General features: G+C 68.0%; 23 protein-coding genes. 9 read left to right on the top strand and 14 right to left on the bottom strand.

Going from position 1 to position 24673, the window contains the following annotated elements:
- Window positions 1–37 precede the first annotated feature (37 nt).
- Window positions 38–1285, top strand: coding sequence for a polyhydroxyalkanoate depolymerase (locus SPHPH_RS0112960; protein WP_028967067.1), 1248 nt, complete (start codon window positions 38–40; stop codon window positions 1283–1285).
- Between the two features lie 181 nt (window positions 1286–1466).
- On the opposite strand, the gene SPHPH_RS0112955 is transcribed toward SPHPH_RS0112960, so the two are convergent.
- The 7 genes from SPHPH_RS0112955 to SPHPH_RS0112920 form a co-directional block, all read right to left on the bottom strand.
- Window positions 1467–1970 carry a pyridoxamine 5'-phosphate oxidase family protein gene (locus tag SPHPH_RS0112955; RefSeq protein ID WP_028967066.1) on the bottom strand — a complete coding sequence of 168 codons (504 nt, stop codon included), beginning with the start codon at window positions 1968–1970 and terminating at the stop codon, window positions 1467–1469.
- Between the two features lie 352 nt (window positions 1971–2322).
- Window positions 2323–3501 (bottom strand): acetyl-CoA C-acyltransferase, encoded by a 1179-nt coding sequence (locus SPHPH_RS0112945; RefSeq protein WP_028967065.1) that lies wholly within the window; start codon window positions 3499–3501, stop codon window positions 2323–2325.
- A gap of 23 nt (window positions 3502–3524) precedes the next feature.
- Window positions 3525–3974, bottom strand: coding sequence for a MaoC family dehydratase (locus tag SPHPH_RS0112940; RefSeq protein ID WP_028967064.1), 450 nt, complete (start codon window positions 3972–3974; stop codon window positions 3525–3527).
- A gap of 171 nt (window positions 3975–4145) precedes the next feature.
- Complete coding sequence (locus tag SPHPH_RS0112935; protein ID WP_028967063.1) at window positions 4146–4532, bottom strand: glycine zipper 2TM domain-containing protein; 387 nt, start codon at window positions 4530–4532, stop codon at window positions 4146–4148.
- A gap of 52 nt (window positions 4533–4584) precedes the next feature.
- Window positions 4585–5856 (bottom strand): dicarboxylate/amino acid:cation symporter, encoded by a 1272-nt coding sequence (locus SPHPH_RS0112930; RefSeq protein ID WP_028967062.1) that lies wholly within the window; start codon window positions 5854–5856, stop codon window positions 4585–4587.
- Window positions 5857–6258: 402 nt separating this feature from the next.
- Window positions 6259–7425, bottom strand: a complete 1167-nt coding sequence (locus SPHPH_RS0112925; protein WP_028967061.1) for a mechanosensitive ion channel family protein — start codon at window positions 7423–7425, stop codon at window positions 6259–6261.
- A 1-nt stretch (window position 7426) separates the two neighbouring features.
- The gene (locus SPHPH_RS0112920) at window positions 7427–8440 is read right to left on the bottom strand and encodes a DNA topoisomerase IB (protein WP_028967060.1); all 1014 of its coding nucleotides are present in this window, start codon (window positions 8438–8440) and stop codon (window positions 7427–7429) included.
- Window positions 8441–8566: 126 nt separating this feature from the next.
- Here SPHPH_RS0112920 and SPHPH_RS0112915 point away from each other — a divergent pair, with 126 nt between their 5' ends.
- Both SPHPH_RS0112915 and SPHPH_RS0112910 read left to right on the top strand, forming a co-directional pair.
- Window positions 8567–9124 carry a type 1 glutamine amidotransferase domain-containing protein gene (locus tag SPHPH_RS0112915; RefSeq protein ID WP_028967059.1) on the top strand — a complete coding sequence of 186 codons (558 nt, stop codon included), beginning with the start codon at window positions 8567–8569 and terminating at the stop codon, window positions 9122–9124.
- An 89-nt stretch (window positions 9125–9213) separates the two neighbouring features.
- The gene (locus tag SPHPH_RS0112910) at window positions 9214–9531 is read left to right on the top strand and encodes a hypothetical protein (RefSeq protein WP_028967058.1); all 318 of its coding nucleotides are present in this window, start codon (window positions 9214–9216) and stop codon (window positions 9529–9531) included.
- On the opposite strand, the gene SPHPH_RS21210 is transcribed toward SPHPH_RS0112910, so the two are convergent.
- Window positions 9455–9829, bottom strand: a complete 375-nt coding sequence (locus tag SPHPH_RS21210) for a hypothetical protein (RefSeq protein ID WP_156026015.1) — start codon at window positions 9827–9829, stop codon at window positions 9455–9457. The genes SPHPH_RS0112910 and SPHPH_RS21210 overlap by 77 nt on opposite strands.
- A complete protein-coding gene (locus SPHPH_RS21435; protein WP_202900666.1) occupies window positions 9826–10002 on the bottom strand; it encodes a hypothetical protein in 177 nt (58 codons plus the stop codon). The genes SPHPH_RS21210 and SPHPH_RS21435 overlap by 4 nt, the downstream gene beginning before the upstream one ends.
- A gap of 84 nt (window positions 10003–10086) precedes the next feature.
- Here SPHPH_RS21435 and SPHPH_RS0112900 point away from each other — a divergent pair, with 84 nt between their 5' ends.
- The gene (locus tag SPHPH_RS0112900) at window positions 10087–10704 is read left to right on the top strand and encodes a S24 family peptidase (protein ID WP_028967057.1); all 618 of its coding nucleotides are present in this window, start codon (window positions 10087–10089) and stop codon (window positions 10702–10704) included.
- Between the two features lie 51 nt (window positions 10705–10755).
- The gene (locus tag SPHPH_RS0112895; RefSeq protein WP_028967056.1) at window positions 10756–11757 is read left to right on the top strand and encodes a fumarylacetoacetate hydrolase family protein; all 1002 of its coding nucleotides are present in this window, start codon (window positions 10756–10758) and stop codon (window positions 11755–11757) included.
- A gap of 5 nt (window positions 11758–11762) precedes the next feature.
- Here the strand turns inward: SPHPH_RS0112895 and SPHPH_RS19765 are convergent, their stop codons facing one another.
- From SPHPH_RS19765 to SPHPH_RS19755, 5 genes are all read right to left on the bottom strand, one after another.
- Window positions 11763–12239 (bottom strand): BLUF domain-containing protein, encoded by a 477-nt coding sequence (locus SPHPH_RS19765; protein WP_156026013.1) that lies wholly within the window; start codon window positions 12237–12239, stop codon window positions 11763–11765.
- A gap of 74 nt (window positions 12240–12313) precedes the next feature.
- Entirely contained in the window at window positions 12314–15619 is a 3306-nt protein-coding gene (locus SPHPH_RS0112885; RefSeq protein WP_028967055.1) for an error-prone DNA polymerase, read from the bottom strand.
- A 109-nt stretch (window positions 15620–15728) separates the two neighbouring features.
- Window positions 15729–18101 carry a Y-family DNA polymerase gene (locus SPHPH_RS19760; RefSeq protein WP_028967054.1) on the bottom strand — a complete coding sequence of 791 codons (2373 nt, stop codon included), beginning with the start codon at window positions 18099–18101 and terminating at the stop codon, window positions 15729–15731.
- Window positions 18016–18765: an ImuA family protein gene (locus SPHPH_RS0112875; protein WP_028967053.1), complete on the bottom strand. Its 750-nt coding sequence runs from the start codon at window positions 18763–18765 to the stop codon at window positions 18016–18018. Before SPHPH_RS0112875 ends, SPHPH_RS19760 begins: the two co-directional genes overlap by 86 nt.
- A 210-nt stretch (window positions 18766–18975) precedes the next feature.
- Complete coding sequence (locus SPHPH_RS19755) at window positions 18976–19734, bottom strand: ImuA family protein (RefSeq protein WP_202900665.1); 759 nt, start codon at window positions 19732–19734, stop codon at window positions 18976–18978.
- Between the two features lie 197 nt (window positions 19735–19931).
- On the opposite strand from SPHPH_RS19755, the gene SPHPH_RS0112865 reads away from it, so the two are divergent.
- From SPHPH_RS0112865 to SPHPH_RS0112850, 4 genes are all read left to right on the top strand, one after another.
- The gene (locus SPHPH_RS0112865) at window positions 19932–21230 is read left to right on the top strand and encodes a 3-methyl-2-oxobutanoate dehydrogenase (2-methylpropanoyl-transferring) subunit alpha (protein ID WP_202900664.1); all 1299 of its coding nucleotides are present in this window, start codon (window positions 19932–19934) and stop codon (window positions 21228–21230) included.
- Window positions 21231–21386: 156 nt separating this feature from the next.
- Window positions 21387–22391, top strand: coding sequence for an alpha-ketoacid dehydrogenase subunit beta (locus tag SPHPH_RS0112860; protein WP_028967051.1), 1005 nt, complete (start codon window positions 21387–21389; stop codon window positions 22389–22391).
- Between the two features lie 5 nt (window positions 22392–22396).
- The gene (locus SPHPH_RS0112855) at window positions 22397–23725 is read left to right on the top strand and encodes a dihydrolipoamide acetyltransferase family protein (protein WP_028967050.1); all 1329 of its coding nucleotides are present in this window, start codon (window positions 22397–22399) and stop codon (window positions 23723–23725) included.
- A 37-nt stretch (window positions 23726–23762) separates the two neighbouring features.
- The gene (locus tag SPHPH_RS0112850; protein ID WP_028967049.1) at window positions 23763–24587 is read left to right on the top strand and encodes a protein phosphatase 2C domain-containing protein; all 825 of its coding nucleotides are present in this window, start codon (window positions 23763–23765) and stop codon (window positions 24585–24587) included.
- Window positions 24588–24673 lie beyond the last annotated feature (86 nt).

Genomic DNA, 24673 nt, shown 5'->3' with positions numbered 1-24673 from the left:
GGCGCCGCACCGGCGGGGCCGCGGAAGGAAGACGCGAATGTTGTACGACGCCTATGAATTCCAGCGTTCCTGGCTCGCCTCGGCCAGCGCAATGGCGACGGTGGGCGCCAACTGGCTGAACAACCCGTCCAATCCGTTCGCCTATCTGGGTGGCGGGCCGGTGATGGCGTCCGCGCTGGAGGTGTTCGCGCATGCATCGGCATCGCGCGGCAAGCCGGCGTTCGGATTCGAAAAGACGATCGTTGACGGTCGCGAGGTGCCGGTGGTCGAGGAGATCGTGCTGCAACGGCCGTTCGGTCAGCTCAAGCGCTTTCGCCGCGAAGGCATCGAGGGCGGCCCGCGGCTGTTGATCGCCGCACCGATGTCGGGCCATTTTGCGACCCTGTTGCGCGGGACGGTCGAGCGGATGCTGCCGGTGGCCGACGTCTATATCACCGATTGGCGCGACGCGAAGCTGGTCCCTACGCGCGATGGGCGGTTCGATCTCGACGATTACATCGATTATCTGATCGCGTTCCTCGAAGCGATCGGGCCGGATCAGGACGGCGCGGCGGACGATGCGCATGGCGCGCATATGCTCGCGGTGTGTCAGCCGTCGGTGCCGTGCCTCGCCGCGACCGCGCTGATGAGCGCCGACCGCAACCCGTGTCGTCCGCGCACGCTGACGATGATGGGCGGCCCGATCGACACGCGCGAGGCGCCGACCGCGGTCAACACACTGGCGACCGAGCGGCCGTTTGCGTGGTTCGAGCAGAATGTCATCGCGACGGTGCCGATGCTGTACCCGGGCGCGGGGCGGAAGGTCTATCCGGGCTTCCTGCAATTATCCGGGTTCATGACCATGAACCTCGGCAACCACATGATGAGCCATTACGAGCTGTTCAAACATCTCGTCACCGGCGACGACGATAGCGCCGAGGCGACCAAGCGCTTCTACGACGAATATCGGTCGGTCTGCGACATGACCGCTGAATTCTATCTCCAGACGATCGACACCGTCTTCCAGTCGCACAGCCTGCCCAGGGGCGAGATGCTGCACCGCGGGCGGCGCGTGGATACCTGCGCGATCACCGATGTCGGGCTGCTGGCGATCGAGGGCGAGCGCGACGATATCAGCGGACTGGGGCAGACCAAGGCGGCGCTTACGATCGCCACCGCGCTGCCGGACGAGAAGAAGCGGTACTATATGGCCGAGGGTGTCGGCCATTACGGGATCTTCAACGGCTCGAAATGGCGCAATCGCATCGCGCCGGTGGTCGAGGAATGGATGGCGGCTAACGGTTGATGTGAAACGGGCCGGTCGCTTGTGGCGACCGGCCCGTCTTCGCCACCGTCACCCCTGCGAAGGTAGGGTCTATGGCTGTGTCGTTTGTTGGGTTGGTCTGACACACAAGCTTTGTCTCATGTGTCAGACGTTCCGCGACATCAGACAGACATAGGCCCCTGCCTGCGCTGGGGCGACGTCGTTACACCGGGCTGTTTTCGGCGGTCGTCTCGACCTTGGCGTGGCTACCTTCCTCGCCGGCCTTGATGGTGCCGCCGAACAGCATCTTCACACGGCCCGACAGTGACATGTCCGTCTCCCACAGCTCTGCGGAGTCGATGTCGACGCGCAGCAGCGCGAGATTGGGGTCGTTGCGGCCCTCCGGGAACCACGCCTCGGCCTGCTTATTCCAGAGCTTGTCGATCTGCGCCTGATCGTTGTCGATCCGCGCGGTGCCATCGAGGCAGGCAAAGAAGTCATGCCCCTTCGACACATATTGCGCCATCACCCGCCCGCCGGCGGCGAGGCGGTTGGTCTTGCCGATAAAGAAGAACAGCGTGTCGACCTGATCCTCGTCGAGCTGCGCGGTCAGCGGCTCATGATGGGCGTGACCATCGGCCGGACCGACCATGACGAAAGGACTGTCGGCCATCTTCTCCCAGAGATCCTGCTTCAGCTTCTTCGGATCGGTGTTGGCATCGGCCATGTCGCATCTCCTGTTCGGGTTCGACGGGAGAACGTGAGGCGGGGGCGTTGGTTGCGCGGTCGTTGCGCCACCGTCATGATAGCGAGCGGCGGCAATCCCGCCGCCACCATGAGGAAGTGAACTATGACGTTTGCTGACTTGTGCATGTTCCTCGGCGTGTTGATCGCCTTCGCGACGTTGGTCGGGCGGATGATCGAGGCGGCGCGGAAGTAGCGCACGGGCGGGGTCCGGCCTGGCAGCCAGGCCCCAAACGCATTTGAGCCCCGGCCGATGGCACGACCGGGGCTCACACGAGGCGGTGCTATGACGTCACCGACATTCTATATAGCGGAACGCGGCCGCGCGTTCAACGTCACAGCACCTCGAACAGTCCGGCCGCGCCCATGCCGCCGCCGACGCACATCGTGACGACGACATGCTTGGCGCCCCGACGCTTTCCCTCGATCAGCGCATGGCCGACCATCCGCGCGCCCGACATGCCGTACGGATGGCCGATAGAGATCGCGCCGCCGTCGACGTTGAGCAATTCGTCGGGGATGCCGAGTTTGTCGCGGCAATAGAGCACCTGCACCGCGAACGCCTCGTTCAGCTCCCACAGGCCGATATCATTCATCGTCAGGCCGTTGCGTTCCAGCAGCTTGGGAATTGCGAAGACCGGACCGATCCCCATCTCGTCGGGCGCGGTGCCGGCCACCGCCATGCCTACATACCGCCCGAGTGGCGTCAGCCCACGCTGCTCGGCAAGCTTTTCCTCCATCAACACGCTGGCCGAGGCCCCGTCCGACAGCTGTGACGCATTACCGGCGGTGATGTTGAGGTCCGGCCCCAGCACCGGCTTAAGCCCGCGCAATCCCTCCAGCGTGGTGTCGGCGCGATTGCCCTCGTCCTTCGTGAGCGTGACCTGCTCGTGCGAGACCTCCTTCGTCTCCTTGTTCACGTTCGCCTTGGCGGCGGTGACGGGAACGATCTCGGCATCGAAACGTCCGGCGGCCTGCGCCTGAGCGGTGCGCATCTGCGAGCGATAGCCATATTCGTCCTGCGCCTCGCGCGAGATGCCGTAGCGCTTGGCGACGATCTCGGCGGTCTGGAGCATCGGCATGTAGATGTCCTTGTGCATCGCCAGCAGCTCGGGATCGGGCGCAACGCGCATCTCGGGGGTCTGCACCATGCTGATGCTCTCGACCCCGCCGCCGATCGCGATCTGCATCCCGTCATGCACGATCTGCTTGGCGGCGGTGGCGATCGCCATCAGCCCGGAGGCGCATTGCCGGTCGAGCGACATGCCGGACACGCTGGTCGGCAGCCCGGCGCGCAGCAGGCTGGTGCGTGCGATGTTCGGCGACTGATGCCCCTGCTGCAGCGCGGCACCGAGCACGACGTCGTCAACCTCCGCGCCGTCGATGCCGGCACGCTCGACTGCGGCCCGGATCGCGTGGCTGGCGAGCGTCGGGGAGGGGAGGTTGTTGAACGCGCCACGATAGGCGCGGCCGATCGGCGTGCGGGCGGTGGAGACGATGACGGCGGAGCGCATGAGACGAAGCCTTTCGGTGCAGCCTAGACGAAGATTTGAGTGATCCACTCGGCGAGCATCGCGGGCTTTTCCTGCCCTTCGATCTCGATCGTGACCTCGGCGGTCGATTGATATTGGCCGGGGCGCTTCTGCTCGAACGACAGCAGCCGCGAGTGCGCGCGGATGCGCGCGCCGGACGGGACGGGGGCGAGGAAGCGGACGCGGTTGCCGCCATAATTGACGTGCATCGTCGCGTTGCTGACGGTGGGCAGGTCGGGCGTTTCGGCCATCAACCGAGGGAGCAGCGACAAGGTGAGGAAGCCGTGCGCGATCGTGGTGCCGAAGGGCGTGGTGGCCGCGCGGACCGGGTCGATGTGGATGAATTGTCGATCGCCGGTCGCCTCTGCAAAGGCATCGATCATCTTCTGCGTGACGGTGATCCATTCCGACACGCTGGTGCGTCCGACCGCAGCCCTCACTTCGTCCAGCGTCACGTCGCGCCTCTCCCAACCCTCTGCGGCTGTCTAGGCGGTTCGGGGCTTGCCCCGCAAGCGGATGCGGACCGGAAATATGAAATAAGCTTTTTGTCGGGTACGCAGCAACGGACCCGACCTTCTAAAACGTCGGTCCGCGCCGGCGATACGCCCCGGCGCGGACCGCATCCTTTAGCGACAGCGCACCTTGCCGCGATCGATCTCACGCCCCAGCAGCGCACCCGCGCCGCCACCCGCCAGCGTGCCGAGCAAGCCGCCGCCAACGAGGTTGCCGAGCAGCGCGCCACCGGCACCGCCGACCACCAGACCGGTGGTGCCGTCGTTGCGACGGCAATAGGAGCGCCCGTCACGTCCGCGATAGACCTGATCCTCGCGGCTCAGGCGACGCTCACGGTAGTTGCCACGACGATAATTCTTCGATGCATCCCAGTCGTTTCGGTCGCCCTGCCATTGGTAATCGCGGTCGCGATCCCGGCGTTGCGCGTCGGCGGCGGGGGCGGCGACCATCGGGGCGGAGACGGTGGCGATCGCCAGCGCCGTCAGCAGAGCTTTCTTCATTTCGATCATACTCCTACCAGTGCCTGCACGAACGTCGCAGGTACGGAAGGGTTCATGCCGGTTGCGTTACGGCGCGTCCGGGATCGGGAACGAGCAGATTTTCGCGCCGTGCAACGATCAACGGGACCACGATTTGCCCCGCGACGTTGACCGCGGTGCGCCCCATGTCGAGGATGGGATCAATCGCGAGCAATAGTCCCGCACCCTCGAGCGGGAGGCCGAGCGTGGTGAGCGTCAGCGTCAGCATGACCAGCGCGCCGGTCAGTCCGGCGGTCGCGGCCGAGCCGATCACCGAGACCAGCGCGATCAGCACATAGTCGGGCGCATGGAGCGCAATGCCGTAATATTGCGCGACGAACAGCGCCGACACCGCCGGGTAGATCGCGGCGCAGCCGTCCATCTTGGTCGTTGCGGCGAAGGGGACCGCAAAGGCGGCGTAATCGCGCGGGACGCCGGCCTTCTCAGCCACATCCTCGGTGACCGGCAGCGTCGCGATCGACGAGCGCGAGACGAAGCCGAGCTGGATCGCGGGCCAGGCAGTCGCGAAGAAGCGGCGCGGCGACAAACGGTTGGCGGCGAGCAGCGCGGGGTAGACCCCGAACAGCACCAATGCGAGCCCGAGATAGACCGCGCCCGCGAAGCTGCCGAGCGCGGCGAGCGAGGACCAGCCGTAGCGGACGATCGCGGTGCCGATCAGTCCGGCGGTGCCGATCGGCGTGAGCCGCACCACCCAGCGCAGCAGCTGGCGGAAGATCGTGAGGAGCGAGGCGTTGACCGACAGGAACGCCTCGCCCGCCGCGCCGACCTTTACCGCCGCCGCGCCGATCGCAATCGCGACGACGATCAGTTGCAGGACGTTGAACGAGATGCCGGTGGTGGCCGCGCCGTCCTTGAGCTTGGTCGATGCCTCCAGTCCGAGGAAATTGCCCGGGATCAGCCCGCGCAGGAAATCGAGCCACGAACCGGTGGTGCCGGGTGCAATCGCACTCGCCGCATCGACTCCGGCGCGGACGCCGGGCTGAAGGATTGTTCCGAGGGTCAGGCCGATTGCGACCGCGATCAGTGCAGTGACCGCAAACCACAGCAACGTCTGGCCGACCAGTCGCGCGGCATTGCCGAGATCGCGCAACGCCGCGACCGAGGCGACCAAAGCGGTGAAGACGAGCGGGACGACCAGCGCCTTGAGCAATTTGACGAAGCTGTCGCCGGTCAGGCGCAGCGTCTCGGCCAGCGCACCGTCGGGGGCGCTGCGCGCCACGAAGCCGAGCGCGACGCCGATCGCCATGCCGGCGAACACCTGCACCGTGAAGGAAGGTTTCTGCATGGTGCCGAGGTGAGAGCGGGCGCGGGTTTGCGCCAGCAACTTTGCGTTTGCGGGTGGGGAGTGGGGCTTTCGGGGTAGGGCGGTGATCTGGCGGGTGGGGGCAGAGCCTTTGATTGTTCGGCCATTGCCGTGACCTGCGCGTCTGGATTCCCGCCTTGGCGGGAATGACGGGTCTGGGTGTCAGGGGGGCTTCCCGAACACGCAGTCGCCCCTGCGGAGGCAGGGGCCTATGGCTGTGTCGTCGCTCTGACCATCTGACACATGCGCGGCGTGCGGTGTGTCAGATCATCCTTATCCACTCGACAGACATGGGCCCCTGCCTTCGCAGGGGCGACGGGGATTGAGGGAAGAGCGTCGTTTGCCCTGGCTTCGTTGTCCTGAATGCCTGCGCAGGGGCGACGGTTACGTTTTCGGGAGGTGCTCCGGCTCGGCATAGGGCATTACCAGCGTCCCGTCGGGCGCGGCGGTGTAGGTCGTCTGGGTCGGATACGGGATGCTGATCCCCTCCTGCGCAAAGCGGCGCATGATCGCGACGAGCAGGCGGTTGCGGACGCCGTGCGCGGTCGCCCAGTCGTCGCCGGGCGTGTCGACCTGGAGCACGAAGTCGAGGCTCGACGCGCCGAACGATTCAAAGCCGGCGCGCGCAACCTTGGCGCCTTCCGCTTCGACCAGTTCGGTCAGGATCGCGGGGATACGTTCCAGCGTGTCGGGCGGCGTCTCGTAAGCGACGCCGATCGTGTACGAAACGCGGACGTGGTCGCGCTGCGAGGTGTTCTGGATTTCCTTGTCGAGCAGATTGCGGTTGGAGATGATCCGCAGCTCGCCGGTGAAGGCGCGGATGCGGGTCGATTTCAACCCGATCGCCTCGATCACGCCGCTGGTGGTGCCGTAGCTGACCTTGTCGCCGCGCCGGAACGGGCGGTCGAAGATGATCGCCAGGGCCGCGAACAGGTCGGCGAAGATGCCCTGTGCCGCCAGACCGATCGCGATGCCGCCGACGCCGAGACCGGCGACGAGCCCGGTGACGTTGACGCCGAGGTTGCTGAGCACGACGACCAAAGCGATCGCGAAAACCGCGAAGCTGACGAGCAGGCGAATCAGCCCCATCGCGCTCATCAGCGCCTCGCCCGAATAATGTTCGTCGCGGGTGCGGTGCTCGATCGCGCCGAGGATCAGCTCGCGCGCCCAGATCGCCGCTTGGAACACCGCCGCTACGGTGAACAGGAAGGTGATCGTCTTGTCGAGGTCGGCAGGCGTAGCGGCATAGCCGTCGACCAGCTTGGCCGAGAGCATGATGATGAAGAAGGCGTTGGTTCGCTCGATCGCGCGGCCGAGCACCGCGGCCCAGCCCTTGCCGGACGCGCTGCGCCGCGCCAGCCGCGGCCCGAACGCGCGGACCCAGAACAGCAACAGCGCGATCGCGACGCCGATCCCGACCGCGATCAGGATCTGCAGCCAATGCTGTTGCAACCAGATGAAGCTGGAGTGGAGCAGCGCGCCCGCCTGCTCCCCGACGCGATCGGTATCGAACGTCGCCTTTCGGGCGACGGCGGCACTGTTGTTGCTCATGTCAGGCGGCTTTCAGCTCGCACGCACCGCAGGTTTCGAGGAAGGCGATCAGCCCGCGCTCGGTACGCGTCAGATATTGGGTCGCGCGCGGCAGCCGCAGCGACTGGCGGAACGCGGCCTGCGCGGCCTTGTCCTTGCCGAGTTCGATCAACGCCGGATGGACATAGGATTTGCGCGCGATCGCGGGAGTGTTGCCAAGGTGTGCGACGACCGGCTCCAGCATCGTCTTGAGGCCGATCGGCGCGTCGGCCTCGACCAGCGCCTCGAAGGCGACGACGCTCGCGCCCCAAGTGCGGAAATGCTTGGCGGTGAAGCCCGCGCCCATCGCTTCGCGGAGATAGGCGTTGACGTCGGAGGAGGTGACCGCGTGCGGCTCGCCATCGTCGCCGACGTACTGGAACAGCTTCTGGCCGGGCAGGTCCTGACATTTCTTGACGAAGCGCGCGAGGCTGCCGTCGGTGATCTTGAGCTTGCGGATCTTGCCCGACTTAGCCTTGTATTCCAATTTCAGCGTGCTGCCGCTGATCTGCGCGTGGCGGTCGCGCAGCGTGGTCAGCCCAAAGCTCTTGTTCGTCTTCGCATAGGTCTCGTTACCGATGCGCAGTGCGGCGACGTCGAGCAGCTTGACCACCGCCGCAACGGTGCGTTCCTTGGTGTGGCGGCGACGTTCGAGATCGGTCTCAACCCGCGCGCGCAGTTTGGTCAGCGCGCGGCCGAACGGGGCGCAGAGGTCGTATTTCGCCGCCTCCTGCTGTGCGCGGAAGCCAAGATGGTAACGATATTGCTTGCGGCCCTTTTCGTCCCAGCCGACCGCCTGGATATGGCCGTCGGGATCGGGGCAGAACCATGCGTCGGTATAGGCGGGGGGCAGGCCGATCGCATTCAACCGGTCGATTTCGTCACGATCGGTGATCCGCTTCCCGTTCGCGTCATAATAGGCCCAGGCGTCGTGGCGCGTGCGCTTGCGCGTGATTCCCGGGGTGTCATCCTCGAAGAAAACGATCGTGCCTGCCACCTCTGCCCTTCCGCAGTGTCGTGATCCTTTGCCGAAATGCGCAAGGCTGGCGCATCGTTCCCGGAACGCCCGCGCCGCGCGGCGGGTTGGGGCGCCGGGATACTCCCTTGCCAGCAGGAGAATGACATGGCCGATTTATCGCAAGCCCGCGTGCTGATGATCGCTGCCGACGGGTTCGAAACCGTGGAATTGTTCGAACCGCGCAAGGCGCTGGAAGCGGCGGGCGCAACCGTCACGCTCGCCTCGATCAAGCGTGATCCGATCCAGGGGATGAAGGGCGACATCAACAAGGCGGAAACCGCCACGCCCGACCTGACGCTCGACGAGGTCGAGGTCGAGGATTACGATGCGCTGGTGCTGCCGGGCGGGGTGGCCAATCCCGATAAGCTGCGTGTCGAGGATCTGGCGGTCGAGATCGTCCAGCAATTCATGGACGAGGACAAGATCGTCGCCGCGATCTGCCACGCGCCGTGGCTGCTCGCCGAGGCGGACGTGATCGACGGACGGCGCGTGACCGGCTTCGTTTCGATCCGCACCGATCTGGCCAACGCCGGCGCCGAGGTGGAGGATGAGGAAGTGGTGATCGACGACAATTTGATCACCAGCCGCAAGCCCGACGATATTCCCGCGTTCAACAAAGCGATCATCGATGCGTTGACCGAAGAACTGGCCGACGCCGACTGATAGCGAGGGGGCACGCCGGTATATTGCGCCGGCGTGCCCCTGGTTCATGCCACAATATACCTACTGCGACGTTTACCATAGACTTACTATTGCTCCGCTATACCGCGGGCATGTTCGACGACACCCTGCTCCTCTCGCCGTCCGCGCGCAGTTCCGGCGTGCTCGACACCATGCGTGCCGCGGTGTCGCGGCTGGGCCGACGGCGCGTCGAGCGCGTGAGCGCGGCACCATGCGCGTGGATGGCGCCGCCGCCCGAACGCCCGTTGCCGCGCGACCTGAACCTGCCGCTCAGCGCGTTCGATCCCGGTGCGCTGCGCCGGTGCACCGCGGTCAAGCCGGTGTCGGCGGCGGCATTCGTCGACCCGCTCCTCCTCGAACGGACGCTGTACCGCATTCCGGCGCGGTGAGGTCGCACGTCACCGTCACGCCCTCCAGTCGCAGCATGACGCGCTCGCCATAGGGCTCACGGACCGCGACGTGCAGATCGGCGAGCATCTGACCGGGTAGCCCGAGGTCCGTGCGATCGAGCGTCGCCAGCCATGCGTCGAGCGAGGCGTCGTTCGCCGCACTCGCGATGAGTTGATGGCGCGCGCCCGAGAAGGTGGCGCTGTGCCACGCGATCTCACGATGATGTTCCACGGCCAGCAACACGCCGCCGCGCGCCGCCGCCCGCGCCACCGCTCGTTCGAACCGCGCCGCGCTCATGACGGGCGTGCCGACAGGATCGCCTCGACTCGCGCGCACAGCGATGGCCCCGGCACGCGCCCGCGGCGCAGGTCGCGGACCAGCCGCGGATCGTTGACGGCGCGCCGCCCGAACGTGGTTTCCGCCACCCCGGTCCTGCGTAAATAGACGTCGATTTCATTCAACAGGCACATGGACTCTCACTCCGACTCTGCGTTCTTCATATGTTCCGTTTTGTTCTTCTTGTCGAGGAAAAATCCTCAGGCTACGGTTCTTGGATGAACGAGACGCCACAACAGGCACTTGCAGCGGCGGCGCGTGCGCGCGGGGTGGCGCTGTCGGCGTTGTCGCGGATGCTTGGGCGCAATCAGGCGTATCTGGGGCAGTTCGTGAACCGCGGCTCGCCGCGCGTGCTGCCCGAACGCGAGCGGCGGATGCTCGCCGATTTCCTTGCGATCGACGAGGCGCTGCTGGGCGCGCCGCCGCCGGCGAGCGAGGAGGTCGCGGTGCCGTGGCTGGCGGTGCGGGCCGCGGCGGGGACGGGGCAGATGCCCGATGAGCAGGTGCTGCGGAGCGAGCGGCTGCCGCGTGCGGCGTTGCGCGGTGCCGGGGTGGCGCCGGAGGCGGCGTCGGTGATCGCGGTGACGGGCGATTCGATGGCGCCGACGTTGAAGGATGGCGACCGCTTGCTGGTCGATGCGCGCGCGCGGCGGGTGGCGGCGCGGGGCGGCATCTATGTGGTGCGGCGCGGCGAGGCGGTGTTGGTCAAGCGGCTGGTGCCGGCCGGCGGCGTCATCGAGATCCGCAGCGACAATCCGTTATGGCCGGTCGAGCGCGTCGCCCCCGACGAGATCGCGGTGATCGGGCGCGCGACATTGTTGCTGCGGCGGCTGTAGCGGGGTGCGCGCGGGCTCGTTACACTCGGGCCGAACAAGGAGAGGTAGCGCATGAAACTCGCCAGTTTGAAGCAGGGGCGCGACGGTCGCCTGGTCGTCGTCTCGGACGATCTGGCCTGGTATGCCGATGCCGGGCATATCTGCGCGACGCTGCAAGCCGCGCTCGATGACTGGGCGCAGGTCGCGCCCGCGCTGGAGCTGCTGGCGGTCGACCTGCGCAACGAGGCGATCCCGCGCGAGCGGTTCCACGAACATGACGCCGCCGCGCCGCTGCCGCGCGCCTATCAGTGGCTCGACGGGTCTGCGTACGTGAACCACGTCGCGCTGGTGCGACAGGCGCGCGGGGCGGAATTGCCCGACAGCTTCTGGCACGATCCGTTGATGTATCAGGGCGGATCGGACGCGTTCCTGGGCGCGCGCGATGTGATCCCGCTCGCCGACGAGGCATGGGGCTGCGATCTGGAGGGCGAGGTGGTGGTCGTCACCGGCGACGTCCCGCTGGGCGCGACGCGCGAACAGGCGCTGGACGCGATCCGGCTGGTCGGGCTGACCAATGACGTGTCGCTGCGCAACCTGATCCCGGACGAACTCGCCAAGGGGTTCGGGTTCGTGCAGTCGAAGCCGGCGTCGGCCTTCTCCCCGGTGTTCGTGACGCCAGAGGCTTTGGGCGAGTGGTGGCGCGACGGAAAGCTGCACCGCCGTTTGCTGGTGGAGGTGAATGGCGCGCCGTTCGGCCGCGCCGACGCGGGCGAGGACATGACCTTCGACTTCGGCACGTTGATCGCGCACGCCGCGAAGACGCGCGCGCTGGGCGCAGGGACGATTGTGGGGTCGGGCACCGTCTCTAACCGCGATGCCGAGGGTGGGCCGGGGCGGCCGATCGCCGATGGCGGCGTGGGCTATTCGTGCCTTGCCGAATTACGCACCGTGGAGACGATCCAGAGCGGTGCGGCGCAGACGCCGTATCTGGGCACCGGCGACACGGTGCGGATCTGGATGGAGGACGATCGCCACCATCCGATCTTCGGGACGATCGAACAGACGGTCGGCTGAGCCGTTCAGGCTTCGGGATGTGCGCGACGAGCGCGCAGCCCGGGGCGGCCGAGCATCGCGAAGCCGATGAAGGCGGCGACCAGTCGATGGTCGTCGACCGGTGCCAGCGTCTGTTTCAGGTCGGTCAGGAACGTCTGCGCGCCTTGCCGATCGTGGATGCGGCGCACGTCCATGCTCCAGCCGCCGAATTGCCGCGTGGGCACTGGACGCCGTTCGACATAGGCGATGGAATCGTGTCGACGGTCGCGCATGATCCGTTCCATGACCGTCTCGACGGACACGCGGCGCCCTTCGAGCGCCTGGATGAAGCGGCCGCCATCGTGGAGGAGCAGGCCGGTGATGGCATGCACATCGTTGAAGCGTTTCGCGTCGGTCGCCAGCCGGCCAAGCTCGGCGTCGTCGAGTGGCCGGGTGGCGCGGCTGATGTACACCAGTTGGTAGACGGACTTCGGCATGTGCCCGGGATGGATGAAGTCCCGCACAAATGTTAGTGCGATTCATTACAAATCCGGCTCGTGGGACCGGGGACGACGTCGCCACCCGCGCCCGGACCGACCTAGTGAAAGTCATGGCTGCGGATCGGAATGACATCCTCCGGATCGCAACCGTTGCGGAACGGCGGGTGATAGTCGCTGCGGACGCGCGTCTTCCAGCCGGGGTCGCCACGATCGGGGGAGCCGGGGTGGGTCGCGCCGTCGCCGCGGCTGGTGAGGCGCGGCAGGTCGATATCGCCGACCGCGCGCAGCATCGCGGTGCGATCGTGGATGCGATCGGCGATGACGTGGATCACCTCGCCCTCGCGCTGCACGACGCCGGTGACGCTGATCATCGCCGAGGACATCACGACGGTGCGCTGCGCCTCGAATCGGTCGGGCCACAGGATGATGTTGGCGACCCCGGTTTCGTCCTCGATGGTGATGAACAGCACGCCCTTCGCCGAGCCCGGCTTCTGGCGGACGAGGATGATCCCCGCGATCTCGACGCGTCGGCCGTCGCGCGTTTGCCGGAGCTGCGCGCAGGGGATCACGCGCTGGTCGGCGAGCCGGTCGCGCAGGAAGAACAATGGATGTTCGCGCAAGGTGAGCTGCGTCGCGCGATAATCCTCGACCACCTCGCGCCCGGCGGTCAGCGGCACGAGGCTGACCGGCGGTTCGCGGCGCTCGGCGGCCTCCAGCAGCGGCAGCGGCGTCTCGCCGAGCCCGCGGATCGCCCATAACGCCTGCCGCCGGTCGAGCCCGAGCGCGTGGAAGCCATCAGCCTTGGCGAGCTTTTCCAGCGTTGCGAGCGGCACGCCTGAGCGGCGCCACAAATCCTCGACCGAGCGGAACGGTGCCTCGGCGCGTGCGGCGATGATCCGCGCGACGTCGATCATCGACACGCCGTGGACGATCTTCATCCCCAGTCGTAGCGGCAGGCGCGCGGTGTCGCCCTCGTCCACCAGCCGCGTATCCCAGTCGCTGTCGACGACGCAGACCGGGCGGATCACGACGCCATGCTCGCGCGCGTCGCGGACGATCTGCGCGGGGGCGTAGAAACCCATCGGCTGCGCGTTGAGCAACGCGCAGCAGAACACGTCCGGGTGGTGGCATTTCATCCAGCTCGAGGCGTAGGCGATCTTGGCGAAGGACGCGGCGTGGCTTTCGGGGAAGCCGTAGGAGCCAAACCCCTCGATCTGCTTGACCAGCCGCTCGGCGAAATCGGGGCCGATGCCCTTCTTCGCCATGCCCTCGATCAGCTCGGTTTTGAACTGGCCGACGCCCTGCGTGTATTTGAACGTCGCCATCGCCTTGCGCAATTCGTCGGCGCGCGCCGGGGTGAAGCCCGCACCCTCGATCGCGACCTTCATCGCCTGTTCCTGAAACAGCGGCACGCCATAGGTCTTGCCGAGCACCGCCTTCAGTTCGGGGCTGGGATAGTCGAACTCGATCGCGGGGTTGCGGCGCTTCTGTTCGCGACGTTTCAGATAGGGGTGGACCATGTCGCCCTGGATCGGACCGGGGCGGACGATCGCGACCTGAATTGCGATGTCGTAGAATTCGACCGGCAGCATCCGCGGCAGCATCGCCATCTGTGCGCGGCTTTCGATCTGGAAGACGCCGAGCGTATCGGCCTTCTGGATCATCTTGAAGGTCGCAGGGTCGTCGGTCTGAAGATCGGGATGGTCAAGCGTAAGCTGGACGTTCTTATGGCGCGCGAGCAGGTCGAAGGCGCGGCGCATGCAGCCGAGCATCCCGAGCCCGAGAATATCGACCTTCATCATTCCAGCTTCCTCGACATCCTCCTTTTCCCATTCGATCACGCGGCGATCGGCCATCGCGGCGGGCTCGATCGGGACGAGCGCGTCGAGCCGGTCGCGGGTGAGGACGAAGCCGCCGGGATGTTGCGACAGATGCCGCGGCGTGCCGATCAGCTCGCGCGCCAGTTCGAGCGTCAGCGCGAGCCGCGGGTCGCCGCGATCGAGGTTGAGCGCATCGACATGCCGGTCGGCGACGCCTTCCTCCGACCAGCCCCATACCTGCCCGGCGAGCGCGGCGGTCATGTCCTCGGGCAGACCCAGCACCTTGCCGACCTCGCGCACCGCGCCGCGCGCGCGGAAGCGGCTGACCACCGCGGTCAGCGCGGCATGGTCATGGCCATAGGTGTCGTAGATCCACTGGATCACTTCCTCGCGCCGTTCGTGCTCGAAATCGATGTCGATATCGGGCGGCTCGGCGCGGTTCTCGGACAGGAAACGCTCGAACAGCAATTGGTGGACGATCGGGTCGATCGAGGTGATGCCGAGCACGAAGCAGATCACCGAATTGGCCGCCGACCCGCGCCCCTGGCACAGAATGTCCTGGCTGCGCGCATATTCGACGATCGAATGGACGGTGAGGAAATAGGCGGCGTAATTGAGTTTCGCGACCAGCCCGAGTTCCTTGGCGAGCAGGTCGCGATAGTCCTGCGGCACCGCGCCGTCGAAGCGTCGGTCGAGCGCGCGGGTGGCGAGCTTTTCCAGCGCCTGTTGCGGGGTCTGCCCGCTCATCACTTTTTCTTCGGGGTAGAGATATTGGTCGCGCAGGTCGCGCGGCGAGAAGGTGCAGCGTTCGACCACCGCCTCGACCGCGGCGAGTGCGTCGGGGAAGCGCGCGAAGCGGCGTTCCATCTCAAACGGCGGGTGGAGGCAGCGGTCGGCGGAACGCTCGCGGCGCAGCCCGAGCGCGTCGATCGTGGTCTTCTCACGGATCGCGGTGACGACGTCCTGGATCATGCGCTTGTCGGGATGGTGGTAGAGCACGTCGCCGGTCGCAAGCGGTGCCAGCCCGTAGCGGCGCGCGGCGGCGGCGGCCTCGTACAGCCGGCGCGCGTCGTCGGGGCGGCGCTGCTGCGTCAGGCAGACATGGCCGCGCGCGTCGCCCGAGCCGGGGCCGAACAGATCGGCCATCCAGCGCAATTCGCCTTCGTCCGCGCCGTCCGCGCCGGGGACGAGCGCGGCGACCAGCCCGGCGGCGTGCGCGGCGACATCCTCCCAGTGCAGGAAGCAGCGGCCCTTCTCGCCATGCTGCGGGCGCGCGCGCGCCTTGCCGATCGTCAGCAGCCGGGTGAGCCGGCTCCACGCGGCGAGGTCCTGCGGCCAGACCAGCAGCGACGCGCCGGTGACGAGATCGAGCCGGCAGCCGGCGACCATCCGCACCGGGTTGCCCTGCGCCGAGGTCTGTTCGGCGGCGACCAGCGCGCGGACGATCCCGGCGACCGAATTGCGATCGGTGATGCCGAGCGCGGGGAGGCGCATTTCCGAGGCGGTGGTGAACAATTCCTCGCACGACGAGACGCCGCGCAGGAAGCAGAAGTGGGTCGCGACCTGCAGTTCGGAATAGGTCATGGCCGCTTCCGTCCGTCATTGCGAGCGGAGCGAAGCAATTCAGGGCGTCCTGGTCCGTCACTGGATTGCTTCGCTGCGCTCGCAATGACGAGGCTGTGGGCAACCCCGTTCAATTGCCGAGCCCGTGGAGGAACCAGCTGAGATCGCCGGTTTCGCTGCGCATCCCGTCGCCACGGCGAAACAGCCAGAAACGTTGCCCGGTCTCGTCCTCGACACGGTAATAGTCGCGGACCGCCATCCGCTCGGGCGCGCGCCGCCACCATTCGCCCGCGACGCGCTCCGGCCCTTCGGCACGAACGATCAGGTGCATGGTGCCGCGCCACGTGAAGCGCTTCGGCGGCTGGTCGGGGAGTTCGGCGAGGACGTGGTCGATCCGCTCTGGGCGACGCAGCAGCAACACCGGGCGCGGCCAGCGCGGGTGCCACGGATGGTCGGGGCTGCGTGCGTCAAGCTGGCGGACATCGTCGGGGCGCAGCTTCTGTGTCTCACGTTGCGGCGGATCGAGCGGCGCGGTGCGCGTCCACGAGCGTTCGGGGACGTCGCTCTCGACCGGGGCGACGCGCCACAGCCGGCCCGCGCCGATGCGGTTGATGAGCGCGTCGATCAGTGGGGCGAGATCGGGCGCGGCATCGTCGGCGAGCGCGGGAGCCAGCGTTTCGGCGCCGAGCGGGTCGGCGCGGCGCACGATCAGCGCGATGCCGTCGATCCCATAGCCGGGTTCGATCTCCTCGATGCGGCGCAGCGTCAGCCGCAGCATGTGCGCTGCGTCGCGGGTCGGGCGCGCGAAGCCGAGCCGCAGGATCTGTGGCACGCCGTCGACGCGCGCGGCGATCATCTCGACCGCGCGCGCGCCCTGACCGGCCTTGGCCAGCGCGACCGCGAGCCGCTGCATCAGTTCACGCAGCCAATGTTCGATCGCCTCGGGGGTGGCGATCGGCTCGACGAAGCGCTGCTCGACCGCGACGCGGGTTGGGGGGACGATCGGCTCGAACGGTTCGGGCAGCTGGCCGAGCGCCTGATCGATCCGGTCGGCGATCGCGCGGCCGAAGCGGCGGACGAGCGGCGCGCGGGGGAGGGCGGTAAGCTGCCCGATCGCCTCGATACCGAGCCGCGCGAGCAGTTCCAGCGCGGGTGCGTCGAGCCGCAGCGCCGCGACCGGGAGTTGCGCCAGCGCTTTGCCCTGTCCACCCGGTGCGACGATCTGCACGGCATCGCGTGCGCCGAACCGCGCCAGCGCCCAGGCCGCGCCCGGTGTGTCGGCGACCGCGACGCGCGCGGCGATGCCGTAGCGCGCGAGCAGCCGCAGCAGCCGCCGGCAGAAGCGCGCCTCGCCGCCGTGGAGATGCGCGACTCCGGTCAGGTCGACGAACAGCCCGTCGGCGTCCGACACCGTGACGGTCGGTGCCCAGCGGCGCGCGAGCAACGTGGCGAGCGCCGCGAGATCGGCGGCGTCGCGATCGGGCTCGGCCTCGCGCACGTCGAGCCCCGGCACCTGCGCGCGCGCCATGGTGAGCGCAGTGCCGGGGTCGATGCCGAGCGCGCGCGCCGCGTCATTGGCGGCGGCGACCTCGACGCGCGCGCCGCTGCGCTGCACCGTCACCAGCGGTTGCTCGTCGACGGGCGCGGCGGCGCGTGCATCCTCGTCGGCATCGTCGCAGACGCGCGCGACCATCGTCGCCAGCGTGCGCCCGGTCTGGAAGAAGCGGCCGTGGCCGTAGCCGGGTGCGGTCGGCGCGCTCTTGCCGTGATTGTCGGGGTGCGGCCCCTCGCCGGGGAATTGCACCGCGGGCATCGCAGCGAGTTGCTTGAGGCTTTGTGCGAGATTGGGCGGGGCGACATGCCCGGCCTCGCCGCCATGCCCGTCGCGCGCGCTGCGGCGCGGGGCCTTCATTGCGCGGCGGACGACGACATCCTCGCCGGGGCCGAGCACCGGCGGCATCCGGCCCATCCGGCGCAGCGCACCCGCTTCGTCGGGGGGCAGCGGGCGGAACGGATGGTCGACCAGCTCGGTCTTGCGCGACAATTCCTGCAGCGACGGGCGGCGATGCGCGGGGAGCGCCTCGACCGAAGCTTGCAGGTCCTCGTTGCTCCAGCCGCGCGTGCCGGGGCGGAACAGCGGTTCAGCAGCCTCGGTGCGGCGCGACAGTTCGCGGAACGGGGTGGCGGCGGCCTCGCTGGTGCGGCCGAGTTCGCGCTGCGCGGGGCGGCGGTGCGCGGGCAGGCCGGCAACTGCGCTCTCGACCTGGTCGCGCGTGTCGGCGAGCCCGCTGCCGGGGTCGGTGCGCGCCCAGCGTGCGCCGGGACGCCAGCCGCCGCCGCGCGGCACCGAACAGTGCTGCGCGCGCTCGGCGGCGGCGTCGGTGCCCAAAGCGTCGAAGGCGGCGCGGCCGTCGGCCTCAGCCGACCGCGCGGCGCGGCGCTCGATCCGCCGCAGCCGGTCGATCGACCAGCTGGGCAGGTAGAGCGAGGCGACCCGTTTCATCGGAGCCCTCCACCAAGAGTTCGAACGGATCGCCGCCGCGCTGCCGCACGCATTCGACGTGCCAGCAGGCGCGGCCCAGCCCGCCCCACGGCACCGCGGACGAGGGCGCGTGCGCGACGCGCCAGCGCGTCACCGCCGCGGACGGCGCGGTGATCGGATCGGTGCCGTCGCGGGTCGGGCGGCGCAGCAGCAAGGCGGGGGTGCCGCCGCCCTCGGCGGCGAGTTGCAGCCGGCGGGCCTGCGCCATCTGGACGCGCTTCGCCTCGCCGACCACCGCGCCGAGTCCGCCGTGACGCAGACCTTCCTCAACCAGCGCGAGCAATTCGGCATCGTCGCGCGCCTCGGCATAGACGACGCGCGACGGCGCGAGCCCGGCCTGGAACAGCCCCGGCGCGAAAAGGTCGCGCGAGCGGACGACCCACAATATCTCGCCGCAGGTACGGGCGGCGATTCCGGCTGCGAACAGCACCGCCGCGGCATCGTCGCCCCAGCCGGTGCCGCGTGACGACACTTCGTGGAGCGCGTCGGTTCGCAGACCGCCATCGGCGAGGCGCGTGTCGAGCGCGGCGACGCCGAACGGCAGCACGGGCCGGTCGCGCGCCTCGCCGGTGATGGCCTGCAAGCTCTCGCGGAGCGCGGCAAGGGTGGGAACGGGACCGGACACAGGCGACTCGCAATCAATATGTTCGCTATTTGTTCCCATGCGCGTTCCGCCGTCAAGGCTTTGCGGGGACTAGGAATGTGAGGCCCCGGCGTTGCCGATTGCTTAGTCCGTCATCCCGGACTTGATCCGGGATCCCGCTTCTTCCCTCGTCGCCAAGAAGAAGCGGGGCCCCGGATCAAGTCCGGGGCGACGACCCCTTGGTAGAGGTAACTAAGCCGCCTCGGCCTGTTCTTCCGTCAAGGGCGTTACCCGCAAGATCTCGCTTACCGCGCGCCGTTGCTCGCGGCGGGTGACCATCGGCGCAAGACGGCCGGTGTCGTCGCAGGCGATCGCGGTTGCGGTGAACGGCGCGCCATCGGCTTGCCGGGCGAGTGTCACCTCCCAGCGGGGGCGCGTAGTGCCGACCATCGGCACGGTGCCGATCCGCCAGCGCGTCGCCGCCGGCGAGGACACCGCGAACGGATCACCGCTCCCCCGGGCCGGACGTTTGAGCAGCAGCGCGACCGTCCGCCCGCGCGCCGCAGACAATTGCACGCGTTTCGTCGCGGCCGGCGAGGCGCGGCGCACTTCGCCGATCACCGCGCCCAAGGCGGGATGGCGCAGCCCTTCCTCCATCAGCGCGAGCACCCCGGCATCGTCATCCGCCTCGGCATGGATCACGCGTTTCGACAGCAACCCGGATTGCGCCAGCGCGGGCGCGAACAGGTCGCGGCGTCGCACCACCCACAGGATTGGTCCCCACGCCCGCGCCGCGATGCCCGCGACGAACAGCGTCGCCGCCGCATCGTCGCGCAGCGATGGTGTTGCCGCCGCGATCTCGTGCAGCGCGTCGAGCCGCAACCCGCCGTCCGTCAGGCGCGTGTCTATGTCTGGCACCCCGAACGGCATGATCCGTCGCCGGCTGTGCCCGTCGCCCGGTACGGCGCGCAGCGTCTCGCGCAGGGAGGTAAGGACGCTCGACTCGGGCACAACACGCAGGACTCCATAGCGGGTTTTCGTTCGTAATTTGTTCCAGAACGAGGGGATGAGTCAATGGCCTGTCACTATCCGTATCTAACAGGATTGCGTCACAGCCCACCCAAAAGGGCTTTGACTGACGTTGAAACAATATTACAAGCGGCTGAAATCGTGCTGCGTGCCAAGCAGCGCATGACGGAGAGTGAAACGTGGGCGAAGAACCCGGTATCGTGCCCCCGCGCGGCAATCTGCCGCCGCTGTCGCTGCACGTCCCCGAACCCAAATTCCGGCCCGGCGATGCGGTCGACTTCGCCGATGTTCCAATCCCGCCTGCGGGCACCGCGCGCCGCCCCGATACCGCCGACGCCGCGCGCGACTTCACCGACCTCGCCTATTCGATGGTGCGCGTCCTCGACGACAATCATCAGGCAGTCGGCGCGTGGAACCCGCGGCTGTCGCCCGACACGCTGCGGCGGATGCTGCGCCACATGGCGACGGTTCGCGCGTTCGACGAGCGGATGTTCCGCGCGCAGCGGCAGGGCAAGACCAGCTTCTATATGAAGTCGCTCGGCGAGGAGGCGGTGGCGGTCGCCGCCGCACACGCGCTGGACGCCGAGGACATGTGTTTCCCCTCCTATCGCCAGCAGGGACTGTTGATCGCGCGCGGCTGCCCGATGGTCGACATGATGAACCAGATCTATTCGAACACCGGCGACAAGCTGCAGGGAAAGCAGCTGCCGATCATGTATTCGGAGAAGCGCTTTGGCTTCTTCTCGATCTCGGGCAACCTGACCACGCAATATCCGCAGGCGGTCGGCTGGGCGATGGCGTCGGCGTCGAAGGGCGATACGCGGATCGCGGCGACCTGGTGCGGGGAGGGCTCGACCGCGGAGGGCGACTTCCATTCCGCGCTGACCTTCGCGACCGTCTATCGCGCACCGGTGATCTTCAACGTCGTCAACAATCAGTGGGCGATCAGCAGCTTCTCGGGCTTCGCCGGTGCGGAAGCGACGACCTTCGCGGCGCGCGCGGTCGGCTACGGGATCGCCGGCCTGCGCGTCGACGGCAATGACGCGCTGGCGGTCTATGCCGCGACCGCCTGGGCCGCGGAGCGCGCGCGCACCAATGCCGGGCCGACGCTGATCGAGCATTTCACCTATCGCACCGAGGGCCATTCGACCTCCGATGACCCGACCCAATATCGCTCGGCGGGCGAGCCGACGGCATGGCCGCTCGGCGATCCGATCCGGCGGCTGAAGGATCATCTGGTCGCGATCGGCGAATGGGACGAGGCCCGGCAGGCCGACATGGACCGCGAGGTCGCCGAGGAAGTGAAGGCGGCGCAGAAGGAGGCCGAGAAGAACGGCGTGCTCGGGCATGGCCTGCGACAGCCGCTCGATTCGCTGTTCGACGGGGTGTTCGAGGAGATGCCGTGGCATTTGCGCGAGCAGCGCCAGATGATGATCGACGAGGAAACCGCGAGCGGGCGGCCATGGGACCGGAAGTGAGGATGGCTCCCGCCTCCTTCGTCACCCCGGGCTTGACCCGGGGTCCCGCTTCCTTCCGCCCGCAGCAAGAAGCGGGACCCCGGGTCAAGCCCGGGGTGACGGGGTAAAAAGATGACCGACACAATCGAACAACCGGTGGACGACACCACCACCCGCATGAACATGATCCAGGCGATCAATTCCGCGATGGATGTGACGATGGCGCGCGATCCGGCGATCGTCGTCATGGGCGAGGATGTCGGCTATTTCGGCGGCGTCTTCCGCGCGACCGCGGGGCTCCAGAAGAAATACGGCAAGACCCGCGTCTTCGACACGCCGATCACCGAATGCGGGATCATCGGCGTCGCGGTCGGGATGGGCGCCTATGGCCTGCGTCCGGTGCCGGAGATTCAGTTCGCCGATTACATCTATCCGGCGCTCGACCAGCTGGTTAGCGAGGCGGCGCGGTTGCGTTATCGCTCGGGCGGCGAGTTCACTGCGCCGCTGACGGTGCGCTCGCCGTTCGGCGGCGGGATCTTCGGCGGGCAGACGCATTCGCAGTCGCCCGAGGGCATTTTCACGCACGTCTCGGGGGTGAAGACGGTCATTCCGTCGACGCCGTACGACGCCAAGGGGCTGTTGATCGCGGCGATCGAGGACAATGATCCGGTGATCTTCTTCGAGCCGAAGCGCATCTACAACGGCCCGTTCAACGGCCATTGGGATCGCCCTGCGGAAAATTGGTCGAAGCATCCCGGCGGGGAGGTGCCGACCGGTTACTACAAGATCCCGCTCGGCAAGGCGAACGTGGTGCGCGACGGCGAGGCGGTGACGATGCTCGCCTATGGCACGATGGTGCACGTCTGCGCGCAGGTGGTGGCCGACACCGGCGTCGATGCCGAGATCGTCGACCTGCGCACGCTCGTCCCGCTCGACATCGAGACGATCGAGGCGAGCGTGAAGAAGACGGGGCGCTGCATGATCGTCCACGAGGCGACGCGCACCAGCGGGTTCGGCGCGGAACTGGCGGCGCTGGTGCAGGAACGGTGCTTCTACCACCTCGAGGCGCCGGTCGAGCGCGTCACCGGCTTCGACACGCCGTATCCGCACAGCCTCGAATGGGCCTATTTTCCCGGACCGGTGCGGATCGGGCAGGCGCTCAAGAAAATCCTGAAGGACTAAGGCAGATGGCGCGTTTCACCTTCAAGCTGCCGGATATCGGCGAAGGCATTTCCGAGGCGGAGATCGTCGCGTGGCACGTTGCGGTCGGCGACCGCGTCGAGGAGGACCAGAGCCTCGCCGACATGATGACCGACAAGGCGACCGTCGAGATGGAATCGCCGGTCGCGGGCGTCGTGGTCGAGATCGCGGGAGCGGTCGGCGATCAGGTGTCGATCGGCGCGCCGCTGGTGGTGATCGAGACCGAGGGGGAGGTTGCTTCTCCGGCTGCGGAGCCGGACACGCTGGAGGCTGAGAACCCCGGTGTCGAGGAAGTTGCTGCTAAGCCCTCTCCCCTCCGGGGAGAGGGTTTGGGTGAGGGGTCGGTGTCTCATGGAGATGCCGGTCTCGGTGAGACCCCGGCCCCTCACCCCAGCCCTCTCCCCGGCGGGGAGAGGGAGCCTGTTATGCCCAGCCCATCTCACACCGGCTCCACGCCTGTCCTCGCGTCCCCCGCGGTCCGCGCCCGCGCCAAGGATCTGAACGTCGACCTGTCCGCGATCCGCGTCGCCGAAGGCGAGCGCATCCGCCACGCCGACCTCGACGCCTATCTCCGCTACAATGCCGGGCAAGGCTATCACGCCCCGCATGCCGCACGCGCGCGCGACGACGAGCAGGTGCGCGTCATCGGGATGCGGCGTCGCATCGCCGAGAACATGGCGGCGGCGAAGCGCCACATCCCGCATTTCACCTATGTCGACGAGATCGACGTCACCGCGCTGGAGGACATGCGCGCCGACCTCAACGCGCATCGCGGCGCGCGGCCGAAGCTGACGCTGCTGCCGCTCTTGATCGTCGCGATGTGCCGGACCTTGCCGGACTTCCCGATGCTCAACGCGCGCTACGACGACGAGGCGGGCGTGGTAACGCGCGCGGGGCGGGTGCATGTCGGCATGGCGACGCAGACCGATGCCGGGCTGACCGTGCCGGTGATCCGCGACGCGCAGGACCGCAACGTCTGGCAGCTCGCGACCGAAATCTCCCGGTTGGCGGGGGCGGCGCGCGCCAACAAGCTGACGCCGCAGGAACTGGGCGGCGGGACGATCACGGTCACGTCGCTCGGCCCGCTCGGCGGCATCGCCACCACGCCGGTCATCAACCGCCCCGAGGTGGCGATCATCGGCCCGAACAAGATCGTCGAGCGTCCGGTATTTCGCGGCGATGACATCGTCCGCGCCAAGCTGATGAACCTCTCGATCAGCTGCGACCATCGCGTCGTCGATGGCTGGGATGCGGCCAGCTATGTGCAGGCGTTGAAGAAGTATCTCGAAACGCCGGTGCTGCTGTTCGCCGACTGATGGCGAAATGACATGATCCGGGTGTAGACGTCCGGCCATGCATCTCGACCTGATCCAGTCGCTCAGCCTGTGCGGCGACCTTGCCACGCCCAATGACGATCGCGCCGGGAGCGGTGCGCGGCACGCCTGGGTGATCGATGGCGCGACCGACCTGTCGCCGCCGGGGCTGCTCGGCGCGCAGGGTGGGGCGGCGTGGCTGGCGGCGACCGCGGATGCGGCGTTCGCGGCGGCGGCGGCGGACGATCTGCGCGCCACCTGCGCGCAGGTCTTCGCCGCGGTCGAGGCGCGCTATACCGCGCAGCGCCAGCGCGAACCCGAGGGTTCGTGGGAATTGCCGCGCGCTTCCTTCGCGGCGGTGCAGCTGGTCGGCGATCTGCTGGAGGTCGCGTGGGCGGCGGATTGCGCGGTGCTTCACGCGTCGGGCGATGCGGTCGCCTGGTGTACGCCGGCACCGGATCGTGCGCGGGAGAGCGCGCAGGCGGCGGCGCTGGGGCCGGGCGTCGGGGCGACGAAGCTGCGTACCCCGGCGGTGCTGGCAGATCGACGCGCCGCACGGGCGCGGCTGGGGCAACGGGTGCTGGGCATCAACGCCGACGAGAGTGCGCGGGCGATGGAGCTGACGTGCGTTGCGGTCGCACCGGGCGACGACCTGCTGCTGATGAGCGACGGCATGGCGGCGCTGATCGATGCCTATGCCGCTTACGATGCGGCCGGGCTGGTCACGGCGATGCGGTCGCGCGGGCTGGCGGCGCTGGGCGGCGAGTTGCGCGCGATCGAACGGAGCGATGCCGCCTGCACGCGCTATCCGCGCTTCAAGGCGAGCGACGATGCCACCGCCTTGTGGGTGCGGGTGGGGGGATAACTCCCCACGTCATCGCGAGCGTAGCGAAGCAATCCAGAGTCGGACCAGGACGCCCTGGATTGCTTCGCTACGCTCGCAATGACGGC

Origin of the sequence: Sphingomonas phyllosphaerae FA2 (genome assembly GCF_000427645.1) — a bacterium.
GTDB classification, from domain to species: Bacteria; Pseudomonadota; Alphaproteobacteria; order Sphingomonadales; family Sphingomonadaceae; genus Sphingomonas; species Sphingomonas phyllosphaerae.
Note: the sequence above shows the minus strand (reverse complement) of the source record. Positions and strands in the feature narration are given on the sequence as shown.